General features: G+C 70.4%; 24 protein-coding genes. 8 read left to right on the top strand and 16 right to left on the bottom strand.

What is annotated here, in order from left to right; all coding sequences use genetic code 11:
* Window positions 1–84: 84 nt before the first annotated feature.
* The 9 genes from ABFX45_RS19625 to ABFX45_RS19585 all read right to left on the bottom strand — a co-directional run bounded on the left by ABFX45_RS19625 (window position 85) and on the right by ABFX45_RS19585 (window position 7,682).
* The gene (locus ABFX45_RS19625) at window positions 85–1,362 is read right to left on the bottom strand and encodes an RNA polymerase sigma factor (protein ID WP_109636941.1); all 1,278 of its coding nucleotides are present in this window, start codon (window positions 1,360–1,362) and stop codon (window positions 85–87) included.
* A 28-nt stretch (window positions 1,363–1,390) separates the two neighbouring features.
* On the bottom strand, window positions 1,391–1,813 hold the full coding sequence (locus ABFX45_RS19620) for a YciI family protein (RefSeq protein WP_109636940.1): 423 nt from the start codon (window positions 1,811–1,813) through the stop codon (window positions 1,391–1,393).
* 177 nt (window positions 1,814–1,990) lie between these two features.
* Window positions 1,991–3,193 carry an SPFH domain-containing protein gene (locus ABFX45_RS19615; protein ID WP_170154951.1) on the bottom strand — a complete coding sequence of 401 codons (1,203 nt, stop codon included), beginning with the start codon at window positions 3,191–3,193 and terminating at the stop codon, window positions 1,991–1,993.
* Between the two features lie 28 nt (window positions 3,194–3,221).
* Entirely contained in the window at window positions 3,222–3,647 is a 426-nt protein-coding gene (locus ABFX45_RS19610) for an NfeD family protein (protein WP_109636939.1), read from the bottom strand.
* Window positions 3,648–3,689: 42 nt separating this feature from the next.
* Window positions 3,690–4,502, bottom strand: coding sequence for a DUF3097 domain-containing protein (locus ABFX45_RS19605; protein WP_346131575.1), 813 nt, complete (start codon window positions 4,500–4,502; stop codon window positions 3,690–3,692).
* Between the two features lie 11 nt (window positions 4,503–4,513).
* A complete protein-coding gene (locus ABFX45_RS19600; protein ID WP_346131574.1) occupies window positions 4,514–5,194 on the bottom strand; it encodes an aminoglycoside phosphotransferase family protein in 681 nt (226 codons plus the stop codon).
* A gap of 45 nt (window positions 5,195–5,239) precedes the next feature.
* Window positions 5,240–6,274: a S66 peptidase family protein gene (locus ABFX45_RS19595; protein ID WP_346131573.1), complete on the bottom strand. Its 1,035-nt coding sequence runs from the start codon at window positions 6,272–6,274 to the stop codon at window positions 5,240–5,242.
* 51 nt (window positions 6,275–6,325) lie between these two features.
* Window positions 6,326–7,114: an SCO1664 family protein gene (locus ABFX45_RS19590; RefSeq protein WP_109636935.1), complete on the bottom strand. Its 789-nt coding sequence runs from the start codon at window positions 7,112–7,114 to the stop codon at window positions 6,326–6,328.
* Between the two features lies 1 nt (window position 7,115).
* Window positions 7,116–7,682, bottom strand: a complete 567-nt coding sequence (locus ABFX45_RS19585) for a DUF3090 domain-containing protein (RefSeq protein ID WP_109636934.1) — start codon at window positions 7,680–7,682, stop codon at window positions 7,116–7,118.
* 78 nt (window positions 7,683–7,760) lie between these two features.
* Here ABFX45_RS19585 and ABFX45_RS19580 point away from each other — a divergent pair, with 78 nt between their 5' ends.
* Both ABFX45_RS19580 and ABFX45_RS19575 read left to right on the top strand, forming a co-directional pair.
* On the top strand, window positions 7,761–9,647 hold the full coding sequence (locus ABFX45_RS19580) for a prolyl oligopeptidase family serine peptidase (protein WP_346131572.1): 1,887 nt from the start codon (window positions 7,761–7,763) through the stop codon (window positions 9,645–9,647).
* Window positions 9,644–10,492, top strand: coding sequence for a S66 peptidase family protein (locus ABFX45_RS19575; RefSeq protein WP_109636932.1), 849 nt, complete (start codon window positions 9,644–9,646; stop codon window positions 10,490–10,492). The genes ABFX45_RS19580 and ABFX45_RS19575 overlap by 4 nt, the downstream gene beginning before the upstream one ends.
* A 282-nt stretch (window positions 10,493–10,774) precedes the next feature.
* Here the strand turns inward: ABFX45_RS19575 and ABFX45_RS19570 are convergent, their stop codons facing one another.
* Window positions 10,775–11,488, bottom strand: coding sequence for a poly-gamma-glutamate hydrolase family protein (locus tag ABFX45_RS19570; RefSeq protein ID WP_112225209.1), 714 nt, complete (start codon window positions 11,486–11,488; stop codon window positions 10,775–10,777).
* A gap of 54 nt (window positions 11,489–11,542) precedes the next feature.
* Window positions 11,543–11,974, bottom strand: a complete 432-nt coding sequence (locus ABFX45_RS19565; RefSeq protein WP_109636930.1) for an Hsp20/alpha crystallin family protein — start codon at window positions 11,972–11,974, stop codon at window positions 11,543–11,545.
* 103 nt (window positions 11,975–12,077) lie between these two features.
* Here ABFX45_RS19565 and ABFX45_RS19560 point away from each other — a divergent pair, with 103 nt between their 5' ends.
* Together ABFX45_RS19560 and ABFX45_RS19555 are read left to right on the top strand one after the other, a co-directional pair.
* On the top strand, window positions 12,078–12,617 hold the full coding sequence (locus ABFX45_RS19560) for an HSP18 transcriptional regulator (RefSeq protein WP_109636929.1): 540 nt from the start codon (window positions 12,078–12,080) through the stop codon (window positions 12,615–12,617).
* A gap of 10 nt (window positions 12,618–12,627) precedes the next feature.
* Window positions 12,628–12,999, top strand: a complete 372-nt coding sequence (locus ABFX45_RS19555) for a VOC family protein (protein ID WP_346131571.1) — start codon at window positions 12,628–12,630, stop codon at window positions 12,997–12,999.
* On the opposite strand, the gene ABFX45_RS19550 is transcribed toward ABFX45_RS19555, so the two are convergent.
* The 4 genes from ABFX45_RS19550 to ABFX45_RS19535 are packed head-to-tail and all read right to left on the bottom strand — an operon-like array spanning window position 12,996 to window position 16,374.
* Window positions 12,996–13,502, bottom strand: a complete 507-nt coding sequence (locus ABFX45_RS19550) for a GNAT family N-acetyltransferase (protein WP_346131570.1) — start codon at window positions 13,500–13,502, stop codon at window positions 12,996–12,998. The genes ABFX45_RS19555 and ABFX45_RS19550 overlap by 4 nt on opposite strands.
* 4 nt (window positions 13,503–13,506) lie before the next feature.
* Window positions 13,507–14,718 carry an acyl-CoA dehydrogenase family protein gene (locus ABFX45_RS19545; protein WP_346131569.1) on the bottom strand — a complete coding sequence of 404 codons (1,212 nt, stop codon included), beginning with the start codon at window positions 14,716–14,718 and terminating at the stop codon, window positions 13,507–13,509.
* Between the two features lies 1 nt (window position 14,719).
* Window positions 14,720–15,724: a phosphotransferase family protein gene (locus tag ABFX45_RS19540; RefSeq protein WP_346131568.1), complete on the bottom strand. Its 1,005-nt coding sequence runs from the start codon at window positions 15,722–15,724 to the stop codon at window positions 14,720–14,722.
* Complete coding sequence (locus ABFX45_RS19535) at window positions 15,721–16,374, bottom strand: HAD family hydrolase (RefSeq protein WP_233439544.1); 654 nt, start codon at window positions 16,372–16,374, stop codon at window positions 15,721–15,723. The genes ABFX45_RS19540 and ABFX45_RS19535 overlap by 4 nt, the downstream gene beginning before the upstream one ends.
* A 146-nt stretch (window positions 16,375–16,520) precedes the next feature.
* Here ABFX45_RS19535 and ABFX45_RS19530 point away from each other — a divergent pair, with 146 nt between their 5' ends.
* The 4 genes from ABFX45_RS19530 (at window position 16,521) to ABFX45_RS19515 (ending at window position 22,185) form a co-directional block, all read left to right on the top strand.
* Complete coding sequence (locus ABFX45_RS19530; protein ID WP_346131567.1) at window positions 16,521–18,023, top strand: carboxylesterase/lipase family protein; 1,503 nt, start codon at window positions 16,521–16,523, stop codon at window positions 18,021–18,023.
* Between the two features lie 14 nt (window positions 18,024–18,037).
* Window positions 18,038–19,543 carry a carboxylesterase/lipase family protein gene (locus ABFX45_RS19525; protein WP_346131566.1) on the top strand — a complete coding sequence of 502 codons (1,506 nt, stop codon included), beginning with the start codon at window positions 18,038–18,040 and terminating at the stop codon, window positions 19,541–19,543.
* A 3-nt stretch (window positions 19,544–19,546) separates the two neighbouring features.
* Window positions 19,547–20,803, top strand: coding sequence for an MFS transporter (locus tag ABFX45_RS19520; RefSeq protein WP_346131565.1), 1,257 nt, complete (start codon window positions 19,547–19,549; stop codon window positions 20,801–20,803).
* A gap of 179 nt (window positions 20,804–20,982) precedes the next feature.
* The gene (locus ABFX45_RS19515; RefSeq protein WP_346131564.1) at window positions 20,983–22,185 is read left to right on the top strand and encodes a GGDEF domain-containing protein; all 1,203 of its coding nucleotides are present in this window, start codon (window positions 20,983–20,985) and stop codon (window positions 22,183–22,185) included.
* Here ABFX45_RS19515 and ABFX45_RS19510 read toward each other — a convergent pair.
* Window positions 22,182–23,024, bottom strand: a complete 843-nt coding sequence (locus tag ABFX45_RS19510; RefSeq protein WP_346131563.1) for an alpha/beta fold hydrolase — start codon at window positions 23,022–23,024, stop codon at window positions 22,182–22,184. The two genes, ABFX45_RS19515 and ABFX45_RS19510, sit on opposite strands and share 4 nt — an antisense overlap.
* Between the last annotated feature and the right edge of the window lie 6 nt (window positions 23,025–23,030).

Below are 23,030 nucleotides of genomic sequence, written 5' to 3'. Positions count from 1 at the left end.
CACAACATCATTCCCGCGTAGCCCGGTCGAGTGCCACAGATGTCGCCCTAACGGATTTAAGGTTCACCCCGCGTGGTCAGACGCCTACAGGGCGGCGAGTTTGCGGGTCAGCACGGCGCGTTCGCGTTCGTTTCCGCACAGGCGAATCGCCTGCTCCAGCTCGGTGCGCGCCTCGTCGAGCCGGCCCAGGCGGCGCAGCAGCTCCCCGCGCACTCCCGGTAGTTGGTGCGAGTCCTTGAACGCGTCCCCGCCCGCGAGGCCGTCGACGATCGGCAGCGCGGCGGCCGGGCCCCGCGCCATGGAGACGGCGACCGCGCGGTTGAGCTCCACCACCGGGGACGGGGCGAGACGGCCGAGCGCTTCGTAGAGCACGACGATGCGGTTCCAGTCGGTCTCCGGCACCGACGGGGCCACCGCGTGGCACTCGGCGATCGCGGCCTGCAGCCCGTAGTAGCCATAGCCGCGGCCGGCGTCGGCGGCCTTGGCCAGCGCCGCACGTCCGCGGGCGATCGCGGACCGGTCCCAGCGGCGGCGGTCCTGGTCCTCCAGCAGCACGGTCTCGCCGTCGGGGCCGCGACGGGCCGGGAAGCGGGCGGCGGTGAGCTCGAGCAGCGCGAGCAGGCTGTGGACCTCGGGTTCGGACGGCATCAGCCGCGACATGATCCGCGCGAGCCGCTGCGCCTCACCAGCCAGGTCCAGGCGCATGACCTCGTCGCCGGAGCTGGCCGACGAGCCCTCGGTGAAGATCAGGTAGATGACGCTGAGCACCTGCGCCAGCCGCGCGGGGCGTTCGTTGACCGGCGGCACCTCGAACGGCACGTTCGCCGCGCCGAGGGTCTTCTTCGCGCGGGTGATGCGGGCCTGCACGGTCGCGGTCGGCACGAGGAAGGCCCGCGCGATCTCGTCGCTGGTCAGACCGCCGATCACGCGCAACGTCAGCGCCACCCCCGCTTCCCGCGACAGCACCGGGTGGCAGGAGGTGAACATCAGGGCGAGGGTGTCGTCGTCGATCTGGTCGGGGTCCCACAGCACGTCGTCCGGCGCGGGCCCGGGATCGGTGGCACCGGTGAGCGCGCCGCCCTCGGCCAGGTTGTGGGCGAGGGCGGCGTACTTCTCGTCACGGGTGCTGCGGCGGCGGAACGCGTCGATCGCGCGGCGCCGCCCGACCGTGAGCAACCATCCGGCCGGGTTGTTCGGCACGCCTTCGCGCGGCCACGTCACCAGGGCCTCGGCCAGCGCTTCCTGGGCGAGGTCCTCGGCCAGCGCGAAGTCGCCGGTGTAGCGGGTCAGCGCACCGACGATCCGAGCCGAGTCGATGCGCCAGACTGCGGCTACGGCCTTGCGGCCGGTGGGGTCGCTCATGGGGCCCCATTAGATCAAACGCCGCAGATCAGAGCTGGCCGGTCCGCTCGCGCCATGCCCGTTCCTTCTTGATCCACTCGTTGTCCGCGGGGAACTCGTCGATCGTGGGGACGCGGCGGATCTCGGTCTTGAAACCGGCGGCGGTCATCGGCGTCCTCTTCGCCCACTCGATGGCGTCGGCCATGCTGGGGACGTTGATCAGGTAGAAACCGTTGAACAGCTCCTTGGTCTCCCCGTACGGGCCGTCGGTGACGACCGGCGGTTCGCTGGAGAAGTCCACGACCACGCCTTCCTCGGCGGGCGCTAGGCCTTCCGCGGCGAGCAGGACGCCGGCCTCGATCAGCTCCTCGTTGAACCGGCCGACGGTCTCGAGCATCTGGTCGAAGTCGATCTCGCCGAGGTTGCTCCAGGCCTCGTCGGAGGTCACGCGCAAGATCAGCATGAACTTCATTTTTCTCTCCCCAGTGGGATCGTGAGGGTCCGTTGTGGACCCTTTCACGCCAAGGTCGAACGGGCAGGCTCTTCGATCGACACCCGGCCCGGAATTTTCCAGAACTTTCTGTTTGCGCAGGTGAGACGACTGAGCGGCCCACCCGGCGTCCGGGATGGGCCGCTCGCGTGTCGTTGCTCAGGCCTGCTCGTCCGGCTGGTGCAGCGAGCGCGGCTGCTCCGCCTCCAGCTCCGGCACAGCGGCGGCGGTGCCGACCGAACGCGGCGCGCTCAGCGGGCCGGGCACCTCCTTGCGCGCCACGGCCTCCGCGGCGGCGACGGCCTCGGCGACCTTGGGGTCCGACGCGGTGTCGAACCAGTCGGCGACCGAGGGGTCGTCCTCCTCGGGCCTGGGCCGTTCACCGGTGTCGGCGGGCGGCTCGTAGCGGAAGACGCCGTCGTCGCCGGGCGCGCCGAGCATGCGGGCGAACCCTTCGAGGGCCTTGCCGTAGTCGGACGGGATCATCCAGACCTTGTTCGCGTCGCCCTGCGCCATCTGCGGCAGCGTCTGCAGGTACTGGTAGGCCAGCACCTCCGGCGTCGGGCGGCCGTCCTTGATCGCGGCGAAGACCTTCTCGATGGCCTTGGCCTGACCTTGGGCCTGCAGGTAGCGGGCGGCGCGTTCACCCTGGGCGCGCAGGATCTGCGACTGGCGCTCGGCCTCGGCGGCGAGGATCGCGGCCTGCTTGGCGCCCTCGGCCGCGAGGATCTGCGACTGCTTCTGACCCTCCGCGGTCTTGATCGAGGACTCCCGCTGGCCCTCGGCGTTGAGGATCATGGCGCGCTTCTCCCGGTCGGCGCGCATCTGCTTCTCCATCGAGTCCTGAATGGACGGTGGCGGGTCGATGGACTTCAGCTCGACGCGGGCGACCCGCAGGCCCCACCGTCCGGTCGCCTCGTCGAGCACGCCGCGCAGCTGGCCGTTGATGTAGTCGCGGGAGGTGAGGGTCTCCTCCAGGCTCATGCCACCGACGAGGTTGCGCAGCGTCGTGATCGTCATCTGCTCGACGCCGATGATGTAGTTCGAGATCTCGTACACCGCACTGCGCGGGTCCGTGACCTGGAAGTACACGACCGTGTCGATGGACACCGTGAGGTTGTCCTGGGTGATCACCGGCTGCGGCGGGAACGACACGACCTGCTCGCGCAGGTCGATGCGGGCCCGCACCTTGTCGATGAACGGCACGATGATGTTCAGGCCGGGCGCCGCGATGGTGCGGAAGCGGCCGAGGCGTTCGATGACGGCGGCCTGCGCCTGCGGGATGACCAGTACCGATTTGACGGCAATGGTCAGCACGAAGATCGCGACGACGGCCACGATCACGGCGGTGATCGGGTCCAACTCGGTTCACATCCTTCTGAGAAGAGCTCTACACCGCGGCGATGACCACGGCGGTCGCACCCGAGATCTCGACAACGGTGACGGCTTCGCCTGCTTCGATCACGGACCCGTCGAGGGTGCGCGCGCTCCAGGTGTCGCCGCCGATCTTGACCTGCCCGCTGTGCTCGTCGACCGGGGTCAGCGCGACGGCCCTGCTGCCGAGCAGGGCCTCGTGGTGCATCTTGATCCCGGATCCGAGCTGCAGCCGTTTCTTGAGCACCGGCCTGGCTCCGACGATCAGGCCCAGCGACGTCGCGGCGAAGACGAGCACGCTGACAAGCTCGCCGGCACCCAGTGCGGACACGCCCGCCGCGGCAAGGGCGGCGGCGCCGAGCATGATCAGCACGAAGTCACCGGAGAGAACCTCGGCGACGACGAGCAAGATCCCGACGATCAGCCAGATCAGCGCGGCCATGCGCCCATACATACACCAACACCGGGCGCGTGGCTGCGAGATTCACCGTGCTGGGCCCTCGACCGTGACGAAATCGATCAACCGCTCGACCGCGCCGAGCAGATCGGACTCGATGTCGCGGTAGCTGCTGACCGCGCCGAGCACCCGCTGCCAGCCTTCCCAGGTCTCGCCCCAGCCGAGCTGCGCGCAGACGCCTTCCTTCCAGGGCACGTTCCTGGGGATGACGGGCCAGGCGTCGATCCTGAGCGCCTGAGGCTTCACGGCCTGCCAGATGTCGACGTACGGGTGGCCGGTGACCAGGACGTTGTCGTCGTGGATCCGGTCGACGATGCGCTGTTCCTTCGAGTTGTGCACCAGATGGTCGACCAGGACGCCGAGGCGGCGGTGGGGCGCGGTGCCGAACTCGGCGATGCGCTGCGGCAGTTCGTCGACGCCGTCGAGCGGTTCCACGACGATGCCCTCGACGCGCAGGTCGTGGCCCCAGACGCGTTCGACGAGCTCGGCGTCGTGCTTGCCCTCCACCCAGATGCGGCTGGCCTTGGCGGTCTGGGCGCGCAGGCCTTCGACCTTGACGGAGCCGGACACGCTGATGCGGGGTTTCTGCTGCTGCGGCGCGGGTTTGACGAGGGTGACGGGCCGGCCGTCGAGCAGGAACCCCGCGGGGTTGAGCGGGAACAGGCGGTGGCGGCCGTGGCGGTCCTCCAGGACGACCTGGCCGTGCTCGAACCTCACGACGGCGCCGCAGAATCCGCTGGCGGGGTCCTCGACGACGAGGCCGGGTTCTGCCGGGACCTCGGGGACCTTCTTGCGCTTCGGGGTGGACAGGATGTCGCGGCCGTAGTCGTGAGATCGCACGACCGCGAACCCTAGCCGTAGAACGGTTTGAAGGCGGTGAGCCACTCGTGGACGCGGTCGAGGTCGACGTCGGCGCCGTGCAGGTCGTGGCCGGCGTGGACGAGGTCCATCCAGTCGAACGCGGGGTCGCCCACGTGGGCCCGCGGGTCGATGGCTTTCGGGCCGTCGGGGCCCTGCAGGACGTTGCCGGGGTGCATGTCGCCGTGCAGCAGCACCTGGTCGACGTCGTCCTCGGCCAGTTTGCGGGCGCGGTGGTGCTCGGTGGCGTAATAGATGCCGGTGCGGCGAGTGAGGACGGTTTCGAAGAGGAAGTCGACGCGGTCGCGCAGCGGCGGGAAGCCGGCGGGATTCGCGGTGTGCAGGTGCGGGAGGACGCGCGCGGGGTCGATCTTCTCCAGCAGCAGGGCGCCGCGGGCGAGGTCGGTGTCGAGCACGTCGACCATGGCGGGTGTGCCGGCCCAGGCGGTGAGGGCGCGGGCTTCGAGGGCGGCGACGTCGTGGTCGGGGGTCACCTTCAGCACGGCGTTGGTGCACAGGAAGGTGACGCCGGTGCCGCCGGGCGCGAGCGTGACGACGGTGAGGCCCCAGCGGGCGGTCAGGGTGGCGATCAGGCCGGGCAGCGCGTCGATCCACGCGGTGACGTCGTCGCCGAACCGTCGGACGAGGCGGGATCTGGAGTCGTCGTCGATCACCCGGCTCAGGTTAGCGAGCCGGCGCCGAGCCCGATCGGGTGCGGTTCAGTAGGTGACCGTGATCGTCCGCCGCGGCCCGTCGATCCTGATGGTGCCGCCGACCGGGATGACGACCTGCGGGTCGGTGTGGCCGAGGTCGACGTCGAACACGATCATCGTGTCCGGCGCGTACTCGGTGAACGCCTTGAGGACCGCCTGGCGCTGCGCGGTGGTGTAGGTGGCGCGGTCGGTGTCCTGGTTGGTGAAGAACCACGACTTGGCCCGCCCGACCAGCACGCCGGCGAACCGCTGCAGCAGCCCGCGTTCCCCCATGTTGCGCAGGATCCGGTAGACCTCGACGTCGGTGGGCATCTCCTCGGAGGTCTCGAAGAACAGGATGTCGCCCTCGTAGTGCTCAGGCGCTTTGATCTCCTTGTCGGCCATCATCAGCCACGACAGGATCTCCAGGTTGCCGCCCCACGACCTGCCTTCCGCCACGTGATCCGGCTGGTGCCAGATCCACCCGCCGCTGGCCTCCAGCACGGGCTCGGTGCCGAAGGTGCCCGGCTCCTCCCACGGCACATCCTTGTCGCCGTAGGCGAAGCTCTCGGTCAGCCGGTACGGCCCCGGCGTGAACAGGGCGGCCCTGAGCGAGTCGGCGCTGGTGGGGTGCATGGCGCCGGGCCGGCCGAAGTGGACCATGACGCTGCCGCCGGAGAACCCGACGATCCCCCGGTTCCGCAGCCACAGCAGCAGGTTGGTGTTGTCGCTGTGCCCGAAGAACGGCTTGGGGTTCGCGGTGATCAGCTCGGTGTCGAGGTGCGGCAGCACGGTGATCTGGTCGTCGCCGCCGATGGTGGCGATCACGGCCCTGATGGTGGGTTCGGCGAACGCCTCGTGCAGGTCGGCGGCGCGTTCCCGCGAGGTCGCGCCCATCTTGCGGGTGGTGGGGTATTCGACCGGTTCCGGGCCGAACTCGGTTTTCAGGCGGTGCAGGCCGAGTTCGTAGGGCAGCGGGAACAGGCCCGGTAATCCCGCCGCCGGGGAGACGATCGCGACTCGGTCACCGGGCTGGGGCTTGGGCGGGTTGATCATCGGCATGGTTGCCGAGGGTAACGCCGGGTTCCGCGGTCGCGGCCGGTCGCGCGGTGATCAGAAGGCGGGCCAGGGGATGGCGGGCCAGTCACCGGAGGGTTCGGGGTAGACACCGGCGGCGAGGAGCTTGTCCGTGCGCTCCCCCACGGCGCGGACCTCGGCGCGGGTGAGGTGGTCGTGCAGCTGTTCCCCCAGCGTGCCGTCGAGCTCGGATCTGAGACGCCGCAGCGACTCCAGGACCTCCTCGGGCAGGGGCTCGCGGGCCCAGCCCCACAGGACGGTGCGGAGTTTCGGTTCGGTGTGCAGGCAGATGCCGTGGTCGACGCCGTAGACCGCGCCGTCGAGGGCGTGCAGGACGTGACCGCCTTTGCGGTCGGCGTTGTTGACGACGACGTCGAAGGCGGACATCAGGGCGATGCGCGGGTGGTCGGCGTGCACGAGGACCGCGGGGTCGCCGAAGCGGTCGTGGGCGTGGAAAACGGGGATCCAGCCGGGTTTGACGTCGTCGACGCCGATGATGTCGACGAGCTCGTCCTCTTCGCGGGTGTCGATCCAGAGCTGGACCATGCCGCTGCCGAACGGGCCGGGGCGCAGCACGGTCGGCGGCACCAGGTCCAAACCCGCGCCGGCCGAGATCAGGTAGGTGGCGACCTCGCGGCCCGCCAGGGTGCCGTCGGGGAAGTCCCACAGGGGACGTTCGCCGCGCACGGGTTTGTAGACGCACTGGGCGTCGACGCCGTCGAGCGAGATCTTGCAGAACAGGGTGGCGTTGGAGGCGTCGACCAGGCGGCCCTCGACCTCGATGCGGCCGTGGTTCAGCAACTCCAGAGCCGCGGCGGCGTCCACGTCAGTCTTCTTCGCTGCGGCGGTAGCCGTTCTGCCGCGGGCAGATGTGGCCGTCCGGGTCGAGCGGTTCGGCGCACAGGGGGCACGGTTTGCGGCCGGCGTTGACGACGCGGTCGGCGCGCTCGGCGAAGGCGCGGGCAGCCGACGGGGACAGGAAGACCCGCACGGCGTCGGGGCCCTCCTCGGTGTCGTCGAGGACGACGGCTTCGTCGACCTCCTCCTCGGAGATCGCGAGGAGCTCGATCACGACGGCCTTGGACTCGGCGTCCCAGCCGAGGCCCATGGTGCCGACGCGGAACTCCTCCTCGACGGGCACGTCGAGGGGTTCGGTGTCGAGGTCGTCGGGCGGCGCGTCGTCGGGCACGTCGGTGCCGAAGCGGCGGTGCACCTCCTCGAGCAGCGAGCCGATGCGTTCGGCGAGGACCTGGACCTGCTGCTTCTCGAGCGCGACGCTGATCAACCTGCTCTGCTCGGAGGCCTGCAGGTAGAAGGTGCGGTCGCCGGGCTGCCCGACGGTTCCTGCGACGAACCGGTCGGGTGCGCGGAATACGTGGATGACACGAGCCATGGCCCTTACGACCCTAGGCCACGCGGAGATCGTCGGCAGGTCCTCCCCCACCAAACACTCCGCCTATAGGGTCGGGTTGTGGTGAAGATCGCTTCGTACGGGACGTGGACCTCGCCGATCAGCGCCGGCGACACCTCGAAGCCGGGTGGTGGGTTCCAGTGGGCCGACCTCGCCGGTGAGCGCGTGTGGTGGGCGGAGAGCCGGCCGGCGGAGGGCGGCAGGGTCGCGCTGGTGCGTGACGGCGCCGAGGTGCTGCCCGCCCCGTGGAACGCCCGCAACCGGGTGCACGAGTACGGCGGCAGGCCGTTCGTGGTGCTGGCCGAGGACCGGGTGGCGTTCACGAACTGGGACGACCAGCGCGTTTATGTGTTCAACCCGGACGATCCGCGGCCGGTGCCGCTCACGCCCGAGCCGCCGCGGCATCACGGGCTGCGCTACGCCGACCTCTCGGCAGGCCCGGACGGCGAGGTGTGGTGCGTGCGGGAGACGATCACCGGTGACGCGCGCACCGACGTGCGCCGCGACCTGGTGGCGATCACCCCGGACGGCGAGGTGCGGGTGCTGGGCGCCTCGCACCACTTCATGACCGGCCCGAAGATCAGCCCGGACGGCACGAAGTTCGCGTGGATCGGCTGGAACCACCCGCAGATGCCGTGGGACGGCACCGAGCTGTGCGTCGCCGACGTCGGATCCGCCGAGCACCGGGTGCTGTGCGGCTCGCCGACCGAGGCGGTGTGCCAGTTCGAGTGGGAGGGCGACTCCCTGTTGGCGCTGACGGACCCGGACGGCTGGTGGAACCTGTTCCGCGTCGGCCTGGACGGTTCGCGCAAGAACCTCGCGCCGTGCGAGGAGGAGCTGGGCGGGCCGATGTGGCGGCTGGGCAACCGCTGGTTCGCCACGCTGTCGCCCGGCCGGTACCTCGTGGTCCGCTCAGGTCACCTCGCGGTGCTCGACGAGCGGTCGGCGACGGTGACCGACGTGCAGACCGACCTGCCGACGTGGGCACCGGAACTGTCGGTGCGCGACGGCGTGGTGATCTGCGGTGCGGCGGGGCCCACGTCGGAGTTCGCGGTCGTGCGGCTGGACCTGTCCAACGGTGAGCTGACGTATCTGACCGGTGGCGAGTCATCGCCGGAGGACGCGTATCTGCCGGTGCCGGTCGAGCGGATGTTCGGGGAGATCCCGGCGTACGTGTACGCACCGTCCAACCCGGACTTCGCCGCGCCCGAGGGCGAGCTGCCGCCGTACGTGGTGCACGTGCACGGCGGCCCGACGGGGCGCGCGTTGCCGAAGCTCGACTCCGACATCGCGTACTTCACCAGCCGCGGCATCGGTGTGGTGGCGGTGAACTACGGCGGCTCCACCGGCTACGGCAGGGCGTTCCGGGAGCGGCTGCGTGAGCAGTGGGGTGTCGTGGACGTGGAGGACTGCGCGTTCGTGGCCCAGCAGCTGGCCAAGGAGGGCACGGCGGATCCGCAGCGCCTGGGCATCCGGGGCGGCTCGGCGGGCGGCTGGACGTCGGCGGCGTCGCTGACCTCGACGGACGTGTACCAGTGCGGCATGGTGGCGTTCCCGATCCTGGATCTGAAGGGCTGGACGTCGGAGGGCGGCGAGACGCACGACTTCGAGTCCCGCTACGTGGAGGGCTTGGTCGGCACGCTGCCGGAGGCCGAGGAGCGGTATCGGGAGCGGTCGCCGTCGACGAAGGCCCGGTCGGTGTCGGGTCCGGTGCTGTTGCTGCAGGGCCTGGAGGACGAGATCTGCCCGCCGGAGCAGGCCGACCGGTTCGCCGCCGATCTGGCGGGGTCGGGGATCCGGCACGCCTACCTGACGTTCGAGGGTGAGCAGCACGGGTTCCGCAAGGCGGAGAACATCAAGACGGCGCTGGAGGCGGAGCTGTCGTTCTACGGCCAGGTGTTCGGGTTCGTCCCGCCGGGCGTGCCGGTGCTGGAACTGTCGGAGTGACGTTGCTGTCGCGCGGGGACCGGGTCGCGCTGGTGTCACCGGCCGGCCCGGCTCCGGAGCCGAAGGTCGACGCGGGTGTGGCGGTGCTGCGCTCGTGGGGACTCGAGGTCACCACACCTGTGGTGGAGCGGTGGTCGCTGCCGTATCTGGCCGGGCCGGACGAGGCGCGGGCGGCGGAGTTCGTGTCGGCGTGGTGCTCGGACGTGGCCGCGGTGGTGTGCGTGCGGGGCGGCTACGGGTGTCTGCGGATGACCGACCTGGTGCCGTGGAAGGACCTGCCACCACGGGTTTTCGTGGGTTCGTCGGACGTGACGGTGCTGCACGCGGAGCTCAACGCGGTCGGTCAGGCGACGGTGTTCGGGCCGATGCCGGGCACGTCGGACTTCGTGGACGACCCGGTGGCGCAGCAGCGGTTGCGGGCGTTGTTGTTCGAGGGCACGTCGTCGTGGACGGCCGGAACCGCCGTGGTGGCGGGGACCGCGCGTGGGGTGCTCACGGGCGGGAACGCGACGTTGCTGGCAGCGTCGGTGGGCGGGCCGCGGTGGGCGCCGCCGGTCGACGGCGCGATCGCGTTGCTGGAGGACATCGGCGAGGAGCCCTACCGGCTGGACCGGATCCTGACGCAGCTGGTGCGGGCGGGCTGGTTCGAGCCGGTGTCGGGGATCGTGCTGGGGTCGTGGACGGACTGCGGTGACGTCGGCTCGGTGCTGCACGACCGGCTGTCGGGGCTGGGGGTGCCGGTGCTGGGTGACTTCGGGTTCGGGCACTGCGCCGGGCAGTGGTCGCTGCCGCTGGGGGTGGAGGCGGTGCTGGACGCGGCGGCGGGGACGTTGACGCTCGCCTGATCGGTTGGGGGCTTCGCGGGCGGCGCGGCGGTGCTCGGGTTCCGGCGGTTGGGCGCGTCGGCGCGGAGGCTGATGCCGGTCTGAGCGGTTGGGGGCTTCGCGGGCGGCGCGGCGATGGTCGCCACGCCTCGGGTTCCGGCCGCTGGGCGCGTTGCCGTTGGCCTGATCGGTGAGGCCTTCGCGGCCGGTGCTCGTCGCTCGGGTTCCGGCGGCTGGGCACGTCCGCGGTGCGGTCGCCGCCGCTGCGGTCCGGTGGCCCGCCGCCGACCCAGCCGTTCTGAGCTAGTTGTTGAGTGCTTCCCTCGCCGCGATGGCGGCGCGGCAGGCGTGCACGAAGTCCCAGAAGACCTCGGTCGTGGTGTGCCGGCGGTCGGAGCGGGAGTTCTCGGCGAACATGGCGTTGCGCAGCGGCGTGGTGAGTTCCAGCTGGCCGCCCTGCCTGGAGCGGGTGCGGTTGGCGATGTTCGCGCGGTCGTAGCCGCCCAGTATCGGGTGGTCGACGGCGTCGACGGTGTGGAACCCGGCGCGGCGCAGCCTGGTGAGCAGTTCCAGGCGCAGCAGCGCGTCGCGGCCACCGACGAGCACGGCGCGGTCGTGGTCTTCCAGCCCGGCGGCCGCGGCGGTGCAGCCGTGCAGGCCCAGGGCGTGGGAGGCGCCGGAGACGAGGGTGCGGGCCACGCGGTCGTCGCAGTTGGACGAGGTGACGTGCAGCTCGTCGTTGGCGATCGACCGCAGGCCCTCGAACATCCAGTAGTCGTGCGTCTGGCCGATCGGCACGCGGGTGGAGGGGTGGTAGCCCGCGATCGCGAGGCAGAGTTCCGAGGTGCCGATCTCGATGCCGCCGCCGTGCGGGGCGAGGATCACCGAGGGCGTGCGGGGCCGGTGCCGTTTGAATCGGCGCCGGTAGTCCACCCGTTCCACCAGGCGTGGATCGGCGTAGAGGTCGGAATTCGACGCGTAGACGTCTAACGCCGTCCACTGGGGCTGGGGTCTCATGGCGGGCGGAAGCCTACCTGGCGTCACCCGGTCGGCCGCCGCCCGCCGGGTGAGTCACGCGTCGATCTGCTTGGGCGCTTCCTCGCCCGAGCTGATGGCGATCTTGCGGGGCTTCGCGCGCTCGGCGATCGGGATCCGCAGCGTCAGCACACCCGCGTCGTACTTGGCGTCGATGTGGTCGGTGTCGAGCGTGTCGCCCAGGAACAGCTGGCGCGAGAAGGCGCCCAGCGGCCTCTCCGACACCTGCATCTCGACGTCCTTGCCGACCGGACGGCGCTCGGCCTTGACGGTGAGGACGTTGCGCTCGACGTCGAGCTCGATCGCGTCCGGTGTCACGCCGGGCAGGTCGAAGCACACGACGAACTGGTCACCGTCGCGGTAGGCGTCCATCGGCATCGCCGTGGGCCGCGACCACGTCCCCGGCGTCCCGAAGACCTGCTGCGTCAGCCGGTCCAGCTCGCGGAACGGGTCAGTGCGCATCAACATCTGACACCTCCTGTTTATCCCTCTGTGGACTGTCAATGCGCTGTACCTCCGTTGTAGCATGTCGTCGGAACGATGACAAGCCATCGGTCGTCGGAAGGATGACATGACGAGTGACTACGAAACCGTCCGGAAGACCGCCGCGTCCCCCGGCGATGCGAACCAGGTGCTCGCCGCGCTGATGTTGCTGCGGCAGCTGCGCGACGAGCTGTCGGGCTGGGAACCGCAGCTGATCGAGGCGGCTCGCGCGCTGGGGACGAGCTGGGCCGATCTCGCGCCGGCGCTAGGGGTGGCGAGCCGGCAGGCGGCGGAGCGCCGGTATCTGCGGGTGCGGCGGACCGGCGAGGCCGGGACGGGTGACGAGCGGGTGCAGGCCGAGCGCGACCGGCGGGCCGGCGACAGGGCGGTGGCGGCGTGGGCGCGGGAGAACGCGAGCGTGCTGCGGATGCTGGCCGCGCAGGTCGGGCAGCACTCGCCGGAGGTGCGGCAGGCGCTGGGCAGTGAGGACGCCGCGAGCCTGCTGGGGCCGCTGGCGGACGCGCAGCACGGCTTGCGGGCCGGGCAGCCGGGGCTCGCGGAGCAGATCGCGGAGATCGGGGCGCAGACCGACCAGGTGCGGACGGACGCGCTGAATCGCCGCGGCTAGCGTGGAGGGCATGCGCCTCAACGCGGTCACTGTCGGCACCTCGAAGCCGCGGGAGCTCGCCGGCTTCTACGCGCGGTTGCTCGGTGCCGAGGTGGGCAGGGCCGATGACGACTGGGCCGATGACGACTGGGTGGAGGTGCGGGTGCCGGGCGGGTTCACCCTGGGATTCGAGCGCGAACGGCACTTCCGCCGGCCGGTGTGGCCGGCGGAAGCGGGTGAGCAGACGGCGTCACAGCACCTGGACGTCGAGGTCGACGACCTGGACGAGGCGGTGAGGCACGCCGTGGCGTGTGGGGCGGTGCCGGCCGGGGTGCAGCCGCAGGAGGACGTGCGGGTGCTGTTCGATCCGGACGGGCACCCGTTCTGCCTCTTCTTGGGCTAGAGCCGCTGGGCGAGCAGTCGTCCTGGCCAGGTGCCGTTCTTGGCGGTGAACGTCGCGATCGGGGTGAAGCCCTGCTTCTCGTAGTAGGCGACGAGGCGGTGGTCGTCGCCGTCGTAGCAGTCGACACGCAGGAGTTCCACACCGGCGGCGCGTGCCTCGGTGCGGGCGTGGGCCAGCAAGGTGGCTCCGACGCCCGCACCGGCGAAGGCGCGTGCGGTGACCAGCAGGGACACGTAGTGCTCGGGTTCCGTCGCGGGTGGCACGTAGTCCGGGGACGTGGTGGACGTGATGATCACCCCGGCCACCGCCCCGTCGATGACGGCGAGCCACACGGTGCCGGACGACGCGAGCTGGGTGAACCGGTCGACGGCGGCCGGAATGGCGGACCAGTGGTCGGTCCCCCACTGGCCGGTGCGCCCCTGGGAGGCGAGCCAGTCCTGGGCGTCGTCGAGCATCCGCATGATCGCCGGCACGTCGGCCGGTCCACCCCGCACCACATCCATGGCTCTACTGGTACTTCTTGAGCTCCCGCTTGGCCAGCGACATGCGGTGGACCTCGTCGGGGCCGTCGGCGATGCGCAGGGTGCGGGTGGCGGCCCAGAGTTCGGCGAGGGGGAAGTCCTGGCTGACGCCGGCGCCGCCGTGGGCCTGGATGGCCTTGTCGATGACCCATTCGGCCATCAGCGGGGTGCCGATCTTGATGGCCTGGATCTCGGTGTGGGCGCCCTTGTTGCCGACGGTGTCCATCAGCCACGCGGTCTTCAACACGAGCAGCCGGGCCTGTTCGATGCGGACGCGGGACTCGGCGATCCACTCGTGCACGACGCCCTGGGCGGCGATGGGCTTGCCGAACGCGACGCGGGAGGCGGCGCGCCTGCACATCAGTTCCAGGGCGCGTTCGGCCATGCCGATCAGGCGCATGCAGTGGTGGATGCGGCCGGGGCCGAGCCGGGCCTGCGCGATGGCGAAGCCCTCGCCCTCCCCCGCGATGAGGTTGGACGCCGGGACGCGCACGTTGTCGAAGACGATCTCGGCGTGGCCGCCGTGCGCGTAGTCCTGATAGCCGAAGACGTGCATGGCGCGCTTGACGGTGATGCCGGGGGTGTCGCGCGGGATGAGGATCTGCGACTGCTGGCGGTGCCGGTCGGCTTCGGGGTCGGTCTTGCCCATCACGATGAAGATGGCGCAGTTGGGGTTCATCGCGCCGGAGGACCACCACTTGCGGCCGTTGATGACGTACTCGTCGCCGTCGCGTTCGATGCGGGTCGCGATGTTGGTGGCGTCGGAGGAGGCGACGTCGGGTTCGGTCATGCAGAACGCCGAGCGGATCTCGCCGTCGAGCAGCGGCTGCAGCCACTGCTTCTTCTGCTCGTCGGTGCCGAACATGGCCAGCACCTCCATGTTGCCGGTGTCCGGCGCGGCGCAGTTGAGCGCTTCGGGGGCGAGGTGCGGGCTGCGGCCGGTGATCTCGGCCAGGGGCGCGTACTGCAGGTTCGTCAGGCCCGCGCCGTGCTCGGCGTCGGGCAGGAACAGGTTCCACAGGCCTTGCTTGCGGGCCTCGGCCTTGAGTTCCTCGAGGACGGGCTGGCGTTCCCACGGGTCGGCGGCGTCGTGGAGTTGCTGCTCCAGCACGGCTTCGGCCGGGTAGACGTGGGAGTCCATGAAGGCCAGCAGGCGGGAACGGAGTTCCTCGGTCGTGGCGTCGTAGGCGAAGTCCATGTCAGAGCTCCTTGTGGGCGGCGGCGAGTCCCTGCCGCACGAGGGGGACGGTGAAGGCGCCGAGCTTCTCGAAGCCGGCTCCGACGGTCTTGCCGCTGGCGAAGCGGTAGTGGATGCCTTCGACGATGACGGCGAGCTTGAAGTAGCCGAAGGCGATGTACCAGCCGAGGCCGGAGGTGTCGGTGCCGGTGCGGGCGGTGTAGCGGGCGACGAGCTCGTCGGGGGTCAGGAATCCCGGCAGGGAGGGGACGCTGCCGGTGATGGGGTCGTTGTCGACGCCGAGGCCCGCCCAGTAGACGTAGAGCAGGCCGAGGTCGGCGAGCGGGTCGCCGAGGGTGGCCATCTCCCAGTCCAGGACGGCGCTGATCTCGAGCGGGTCGCGGGTGACGAGCGCGTTGTCGAGGCGGTAGTCGCCGTGGATGATCGCGGCGCGAGCGGAGGCCGGGACGGTGTCGGCGAGCTTGGCGCGCAGGTCGTCGATGCCGGGCAGGTCGCGGCTGCGGGAGGCGTCGAGCTGCTTGCCCCACCGCGCGACCTGGCGGGCGAGGAATCCTTCCGGCCGGCCGAAGTCCTGCAGGCCGACCGAGGCCGGGTCGACGGAGTGCAGGTCGGCGAGCACGTCGACCAGCTGCTCCGAGAGCGTGCGCGCCATGTCCGGGGTGAGCCACGGGCACTGCGACCGTTCGCGCAGCGCGGCACCGGGCATCTCCTCCATCAGGTAGAACGGCGCGCCGATCACGGAGGTGTCCTCGACGAGCAGCCTCGCGCCCGGCACCGGCACGGTCGTGCCCGCCAGCGCGGAGATGACGCGGAACTCGCGGGCCATGTCGTGCGCGGTCGCGAGGACGTGGCCCAGCGGCGGGCGGCGCAGGACCCACCGCTGGGTGCCGTCGGTGACGCGGTAGGTGAGGTTGGAGCGGCCGCCGGGGAACAGTTCGCCGGTGAGCGGTCCTGTGCCGAGGTGGGCGGCGAGTGCCCCGAGGTCGAGGCCGGGGAGGTCGGTCACAGGGTCACTCCGAGGGTGGCGAGGTTGGCGCGGGTGTCGTCGGCGGTGGTGTGACGGAAGGCGTGCATGCCGGCGGACTTGGCGGCTTCGACGTTCACGGGGGCGTCGTCGAAGAACACGGCGCGGCCGGCGGGGACGCCGATCTGGCCGAGGGTGTGGTGGTAGATGCGCTCGTCGGGTTTGCGCAGACCGACGCGGCCGCTGATCACGATGGTGTCGAACAGCTCGATCAGCAGGTCCTTGGGATAGCCCTCGCCCCAGCTGTTGGACAGCAGCGCGGTGTGCAGGCCGGCGGCGCGGGCTTTGCGGACGAGCTCGACCATCGCCGGATCGGGGGTGGCGCCGCCGAACATGCGCCGCAGCAGCCCTGTCTCCTCGACCTTGGCGCCGCTGGAGGTGATCAGCTCGGCGGCGAGCAGCCGTTCGAACTGCGCGACCGTCAGCTCGCCGGTCTCCAGGCGGTGGACGGGGTTGTCCGGGAGCGCGTCGCGGCTCATCCACTCGCGCATGACGCGGTTGTAGACGTCCCGGTCGATGGCTTCGGCGTGCAGCCACGCGCCGACGAACTCGGGCACGGAGACCGTCATGACGCCGCCCCAGTCGAAGACCAGTGCGTCGACGAGCGGTTCCGGAAGTGTCGTGTCACCCACGAGTCGGAGGGTACCGACCGGTCGGTATGTCGGCAACCGGTGATCGGGAACGTCGACTTCCGGATGATGGAACAAGTCGTCCTTCAGCCGTTTTATCCCTTTGCGGATGTCGATACGTTCGAGTCCGAAGGGGGTTGTAACTACACATGGCAGGGAAGCTGACGGTGGCCGTGGCCGCCGCGATGACGCTTGCCCTCGCCGGGGTCCCGCAGGCGGGGGCAGACGGTGGGGGCCGGGTCGTCCAGACCGACAAGGGTGCCGTGTCCGGCACTGTGACCAGCGATTATCGCCTGTTCGGCAGCATTCCGTACGCGGCCGCGCCGGTCGGGCCGAACCGGTGGCGTGATCCGCGGCCGGTGGCGCCGTGGCGGGGTGTGCGGGACGCGTCGAAGCCCTCCCCGGTGTGCGCGCAGACGCCGCAGCTGGGTGAGCGGGGCTCCGACGTCGAGGACTGTCTCTACCTCAACGTCGTCACACCCGCGAAGAAGGCGGAACGGCCGCGGCCGGTGATGGTGTGGATCCACGGCGGTGGGTTCGTCAACGGCAACGCGGCGCAGTACGACGCCCGCCGGTTGGCGACGAGGAACGACGCCGTGGTGGTGACGGTGAACTACCGGCTGGGTGTGTTCGGGTTCTTCGGCTATCCCGGCCTCGCGGGTTCGGGCGCGTTCGGGATCTCCGATCAGCAGGCGGCGCTGAGGTGGGTGCGGCGCAACGTCGGCGCGTTCGGTGGTGACACGCGGAACGTGACGATCTTCGGTGAGTCCGCGGGCGGGTTGAGCGTGTGCGCGCACCTGGCGTCGCCGGGTGCGGCGGGGTTGTTCGCCAAGGCGATCATCCAGTCGGGTCCGTGCGGGCTGACGTCGCCGGGTGGGGAGCCGGGCGAGCTCGTGTCGTTCTGGAAGCCCCGCGCGGAGGTCGAGCAGCAGGGCGCGCGGCTGCGGCTGGGCTGTGCGGACGTCGAGTGTCTGCGGAGCCTGCCGGTGGCGACGCTGCTGCGGGTGCACGGCGAGTTCGCGAGCCCGGCGTTCGGCACGGGGGTGCTGCCGGTCAGTCCGCTGGTCGCGCAGAACACCGGCCGTGTGCATCGGGTGCCGACGCTGGTGGGGTCGACGCACGACGAGATGACCATGTACGTGCCGTTGTTCGTACCGGATCCGTTGCCCGACTCGGCTTTCCCGGCGAAGGCGGCGGCGGTGTTCGGGCAGGAGCTCGGCGCACGGGTCGTGGCGCGGTATCCGCTCAACGGCAACGGTGACGTGCGCGATGAGCTGGCGGCAGCGCTGACGGACCGGTCGTGGTCGTGCCCGACGCACGTGACGCGACAGCTGCTGGGGCGCCGGATGCCGGTGTCGGGCTACGAGTTCGCGGAACGGGACATGCCGATGATCTTTCCGGACATGCCGCCGTTCCCCGGCGGTTACGGGGCTTATCACGCCTCGGAGCTGCCGTTGCTGTTCGAGTTCGAGGGTGTGCCGCTGACGCCGGGTCAGAGGGCGCTGTCGGACTACGTGGTCACCGCCTGGGGGCGGTTCGCACGGACCGGTGATCCGGGCTGGGAGGCGCAGGTGCAGTCGCTGGCCGCGGGGGCGGTCGGGCCGACGGACTTCGCCGCTGATCACCGGTGCGATTTCTGGGGACAACAGTGAGGGGTGTTCAACCGATGAAACGACTGCTCACGACGGCGGTGGTGGTGGCCGCGCTGGCGTTCACCACCACGCAGGTACCGGCAGTGGCCGAAGGGGCCGGCCGGGTCGTGCAGACCGACAAGGGCGCGGTGTCGGGCACCGTGACCGGCACTTATCGCACGTTCGGCAACATTCCGTTCGCCGCTCCCCCGGTCGGTGAGAACCGGTGGCGTGATCCGCAGCCGGTGAAGCCGTGGCAGGGCGTGCGGGACGCGACGGTGCCGAGCCCGGACTGCGCGCAGACGCCGCAGCTCAACCAGCCGGCCTCGGAAACCGAGGACTGCCTCTACCTCAACGTCACGACGCCGGCGAAGGCGGCGACGAAGCCGCGGCCGGTGATGGTGTGGATCCACGGCGGCGGGTTCACCAGTGGTGCGGCGCGCATGTACGACGCGCGGTGGCTCGCCACGAAGAACGACGCCGTGATCGTGACGATCAACTACCGGCTGGGCGTGTTCGGCTTCTTCGGCTATCCCGGCCTCGCGGGTTCGGGCGCGTTCGGGATCTCCGATCAGCAGGCGGCGCTGAGGTGGGTGCGGCGCAACGCGCGAGCGTTCGGCGGCAACCCCGGCAACGTGACGATCTTCGGCGAGTCGGCCGGTGGGCTGAGTGTGTGCGCGCAGCTGGCGTCACCGCGGGCGGCCGGCCTGTTCCACAAGGCGATCATCCAGTCCGGCGCGTGTGCGCTGACGACGCCTGACCTGGAGAAGCCCGGCACGTTCGTGACGCTGTGGAAGCCGCGGGCAGAGGTGGAGCAGATGGGTGCCGCGCAGCCGCTGGGTTGCTCGGACATCGCGTGCCTGCGGGCGTTGCCGGTGGCGAAGCTGCTGCCGGTGCACAACGTGTTCGCGTTCCCCGCCTACGACTCGCGGGTGTTGCCGGTGGACCCGGCGGTGGCGCAGAAGACCGGCCGCATGCACCGGATGCCGACGCTGGTGGGGTCGACGCACGACGAGGCGACGCTGTTCATCGCGATGATCTGGCCCGCGACGGTGCCCGAGACCGAGTACCGGACACTGATCGCCGGGCAGTACGGCGAGAACAAGGCAGACCAGATCGTGGCGCGGTATCCGGTCAACGGCAACGGCGACGCCCGCGACGAGATCGCGACCGTGCTGACCGACGGGTCGTGGGCGTGCACCACACACGACACGCGGCAGCAGCTCGGGCGTCGGGCGAAGGTGTCGGGCTACGAGTTCACGGACACCAACGTTCCGATGATCTTCCCGGACATGCCGGAGTTTCCCGGCGGGTACAAGGCGTATCACGCCTCGGAGCTGCCGTTGCTGTTCGACTTCGGGGTGCCGTTGACGCCGGGGCAGCAGAAGTTGTCGGACTACATGATCGCCGCGTGGGGGCGCTTCGCCCGCACCGGTGAGCCGGGGTGGCATTCGCAGGTGCAGTCGCTGGCGCCTGGAGCAATCACCGGCACCGATTTCGCCCGTGATCACCAGTGCGGGTTCTGGTCGTCCACCATGTAACGCATGCCCGGCTACCGCGAGCTCGCCCGTGACGGTGAGTTCCGCGCCCTGTTCGTGGCGCACGTGGTGTCGGTGGCCGGAGACCAGTTCGCGAGGGTCGCGCTGACGGTGCACGTCTACCACCGCACCGCCAGCGCGGGCCTGACCGCGCTGACCTACGCGTTGACGTTCCTGCCGGACCTCGTCGGCGGGCCCCTGCTCTCGGGGCTCGCCGACCGGTTCGCCCGCAAAGAGGTGATGGTGGCCGCAGACCTGGTTCGAGCGGCCCTCTTGTTGTTGATGGCGATACCGGGGACGCCGCTGTGGGTGCTGGCGGCACTGCTGGTGCTGGTGCAGTTCGCCGGGGCACCGCACGGAGCGGCGCGCGCGGCGCTGCTGCCGCAGATCCTGCCCGACGAACGGTATCCGCGCGGTCAGGCGGTGCTGAGCACGGTGACGCAGGCGGCCCAGGTCGCCGGGTTCCTCGCCGGCGGGGCGCTGGTCGCCTGGCTGGGACCGGAGCTGGTGCTCGCGGCCGACGGCTTCACGTTCGGCCTGTCGGCGTTCCTCATCGGGGTGTTCCTCCTGGACAGACCCGCGCCGCACCGCCCGCACGTGCGGGCCTGGCCCGCCGACCTGGTCGGCGGGGCACGACTGGTGTGGGGTGATCGGCGGTTGCGGGCGCTGGTCGCACTCGCCTGCGTCTCGGGCTTCTACATCGTCGGCGAGGCGCTCGCCGCGCCGTACGCCGCCCAGCTGGGAGCGGGCCCGGCGGGAGTCGGGTCCATCTTCGGTGCCTACGCCGCGGGTGCGGCGGCAGGCATGCTCCTGGTGGCACGGCTGAGCGAGCGGCGCCAGCTTCAGGTCATGCCGTGGCTGGCGATCGCCGCGTGCGCTGTTCTCGTCCCGGCCGCGCTGCGGCCGGGACTGGCCGTCAGTGTGGGGTTGTTCGCGCTGTCCGGTGCGGCCAGTGCATATCACCTGGTCGCGAACACGACGTTCGTGCGCGCGGTACCGGACGCGTCGCGCGGGCAGGCGTTCGGCCTGGCCGTGACCGCCTTGCGGGTCTCCCAGGGCATCGGTGTGGCCCTGGCCGGACTGGCCGCGGAAACCCTCGCGGTCCACCAGGTCGTCGCCGCCGCCGGAGCACTCGGAGTGCTCGCGGCGAGCGGTGCGGCGATCGTGTGGTGGCTCAGCGGGTCTCGCTGGAACGCCAGTCGTTCGGACGGAACCAGTCGTTCGGACGAACCGGGCGGGGGGAAGAGGTACGAACGATCATGACGCTCTCCTTCAATGGATGCGGAATTCGTGAGTACTACTCAGGGTGAGGTCCCCCACATGGAGCCACGACTTTGCGTTACCCGGTAGCTACAGTTGTTTGTTCCTGACGGTGGTGTGGGGGTGGCAGCGTGCCTTGGCTCGACCCGCGCCGATGGAGGTTATGGTCGCTTCCTCCTGTGGTGCTGGCCTATGTCGTGACGGTGGATGTTTCGGCGTCCCTCGTCACGCTCGCCACCGCATGGCGTACCCCTGCCGAGGCGTTCGTCTCACCGCTGTTCCTGCTGCTCGCCGCCGGCGCGGTGCTGCATCTTGAAGCGGCTCAAGGAATCGAACGGATCCGCGAGATTTCCCGCGAGGGTTCCCCACACGCCCACATGCAGTCCGTGTGGCTGTTCGCGGGCGTGCTCGTATTACCGATGCCACTGCTGGTCGCGCTGATCACCATCAGCTACCTGCACGCGTGGCTTCGGGTCTACAAGCGGCGGGCGGTCCTGTTCCGCAAGGTGTTCTCCGCGGCCACTGTCGTACTCGCCTGCGCTGCAGCGCAACTGGTTCTGGGATTCTTCTCGGACCAGCCTCTTGACGTTGACGGCCCCCTCGGACTGCTCGCCCTGGCGAGCGCGGGCCTGGCGTACTGGCTCGTGAACTACGCGCTGGTGGTTGGCGCCATCGTGATGACCAACCGCGACCAGCCCGCCCGCGCAGCCCTGGGCAACGCCTCCGATCAGCTCATCATCCTCGCCTCGATCGGACTGGGTTCGGTGCTGGCCATCATGATGAGCAACCGGCCGTGGCTGACGCCGATGCTGCTGCTCACGGTACTGGCCCTGCACATGGGGCTGTTGCTGCCGCAATTCCGCGTCGCGGCACGCACCGACTCCAAGACCGGGCTGGTGGACGCCACCTTCTGGCACGACGTCGCCGGACGCGAGATCGAGCGGGCCCGCCGTCTGCTGTCCACCGTCGGCGTGTTGATCCTGGACCTCGACCACTTCAAACAGATCAACGACACCTACGGCCACCTAGCCGGCGACCGCGTCCTGCGCGCCGTGGCGGACGCGTTGAAACACTCCGTGCGGTCTTACGACCTCGTGGGCAGATTCGGCGGTGAGGAGTTCGCCGTGCTGCTGCCCGGCGTCAGCACCGACGAAGTCCGTGCCACCGCCGAACGCATCCGCTTCGAGATCGCGAGCCTGCACATCGTCGTCGACGACCGCCTGGGCCACGACCAGGTCGTCTCCGGCCTGACCGCGTCCGTGGGCGCGGCGATGTTCCCCGACACCGCCACCGAGCTCAGCCCGCTGCTGCTGGCCGCGGACGAAGCGCTCTACCAGGCCAAGAACAACGGCCGCGACCGCGTCGCGACCGCCCGCGTGCACTAGGCGTCCAGGAACGTCGCGATCTGCTTCACGACCGGGCCCGGCTCCTCCACCCACGGGTAATGCCCCACACCCTCGTGCACGTACATCGTCACGTCGGGAAACAGCTCCGCGAGCTCGGCACAACGGCGGACCGGCGAGATCGGGTCCTCACCACAGGCGTAGATCAGCACCGGGTGGTCGAAGTCCGCCAACGCCCGCCGCAGGACGCCCGGCACGAACGCCCCTTCGGCGTTGTAGCCCAGCGCCACGTGGTACTTCCACTGCCCCAGCTCCGCGTTGGCGTGGGCCCGGGCACGCTCGTCCCACCGGGCGTAGAGCAGTGGCGACGCGGCGACCCGGTTCTCCACCGACGTGTCACCGGCCGCGGTGCGCTGCAACGCCGTCGTCGCGCTCTCGAACCACGGCTCGTTCGCACGGGCGGCGAGGAAGGTGTCCCAGTCGCTCTGCTCCGGCGACAGACCAACGCTGCGCAGGGCAGGGGTGAGCAGCACGAGCTTCCCGACGCGGTCCGGGAAGTCGGCGGCGTACCCCATCGCGATCCCCGCGCCCGCGGAATGGCCCAGCACATCGACCACGTCCAGGCCGAGGTGGCGGCGCAGCATCTCGACGTCCCGCACCAGCATGTCGCGGCGATACGTGAACGGATCCGCCGGCTCAGCGGACTCACCGGTGCCCCGGTTGTCCAGAACCACCAACCTGCGGTGCGCGTCCAGACCGCCGAGATTCTCCAGGTACCCAGAAGACCTGCCAGGACCACCGGCCAGAACGACCAGCGGCGCACCCTCCCCCGCCTCCCGGTAGGCGAGTTCGGTGCCGTCGAACGAGGTGAACCGTGCCATGCTGCA

This window comes from Lentzea roselyniae (assembly GCF_039537795.1).
Taxonomy (GTDB): Bacteria; Actinomycetota; Actinomycetes; order Mycobacteriales; family Pseudonocardiaceae; genus Lentzea; species Lentzea atacamensis.
This window is presented reverse-complemented; position numbering and strand designations above follow the sequence as displayed.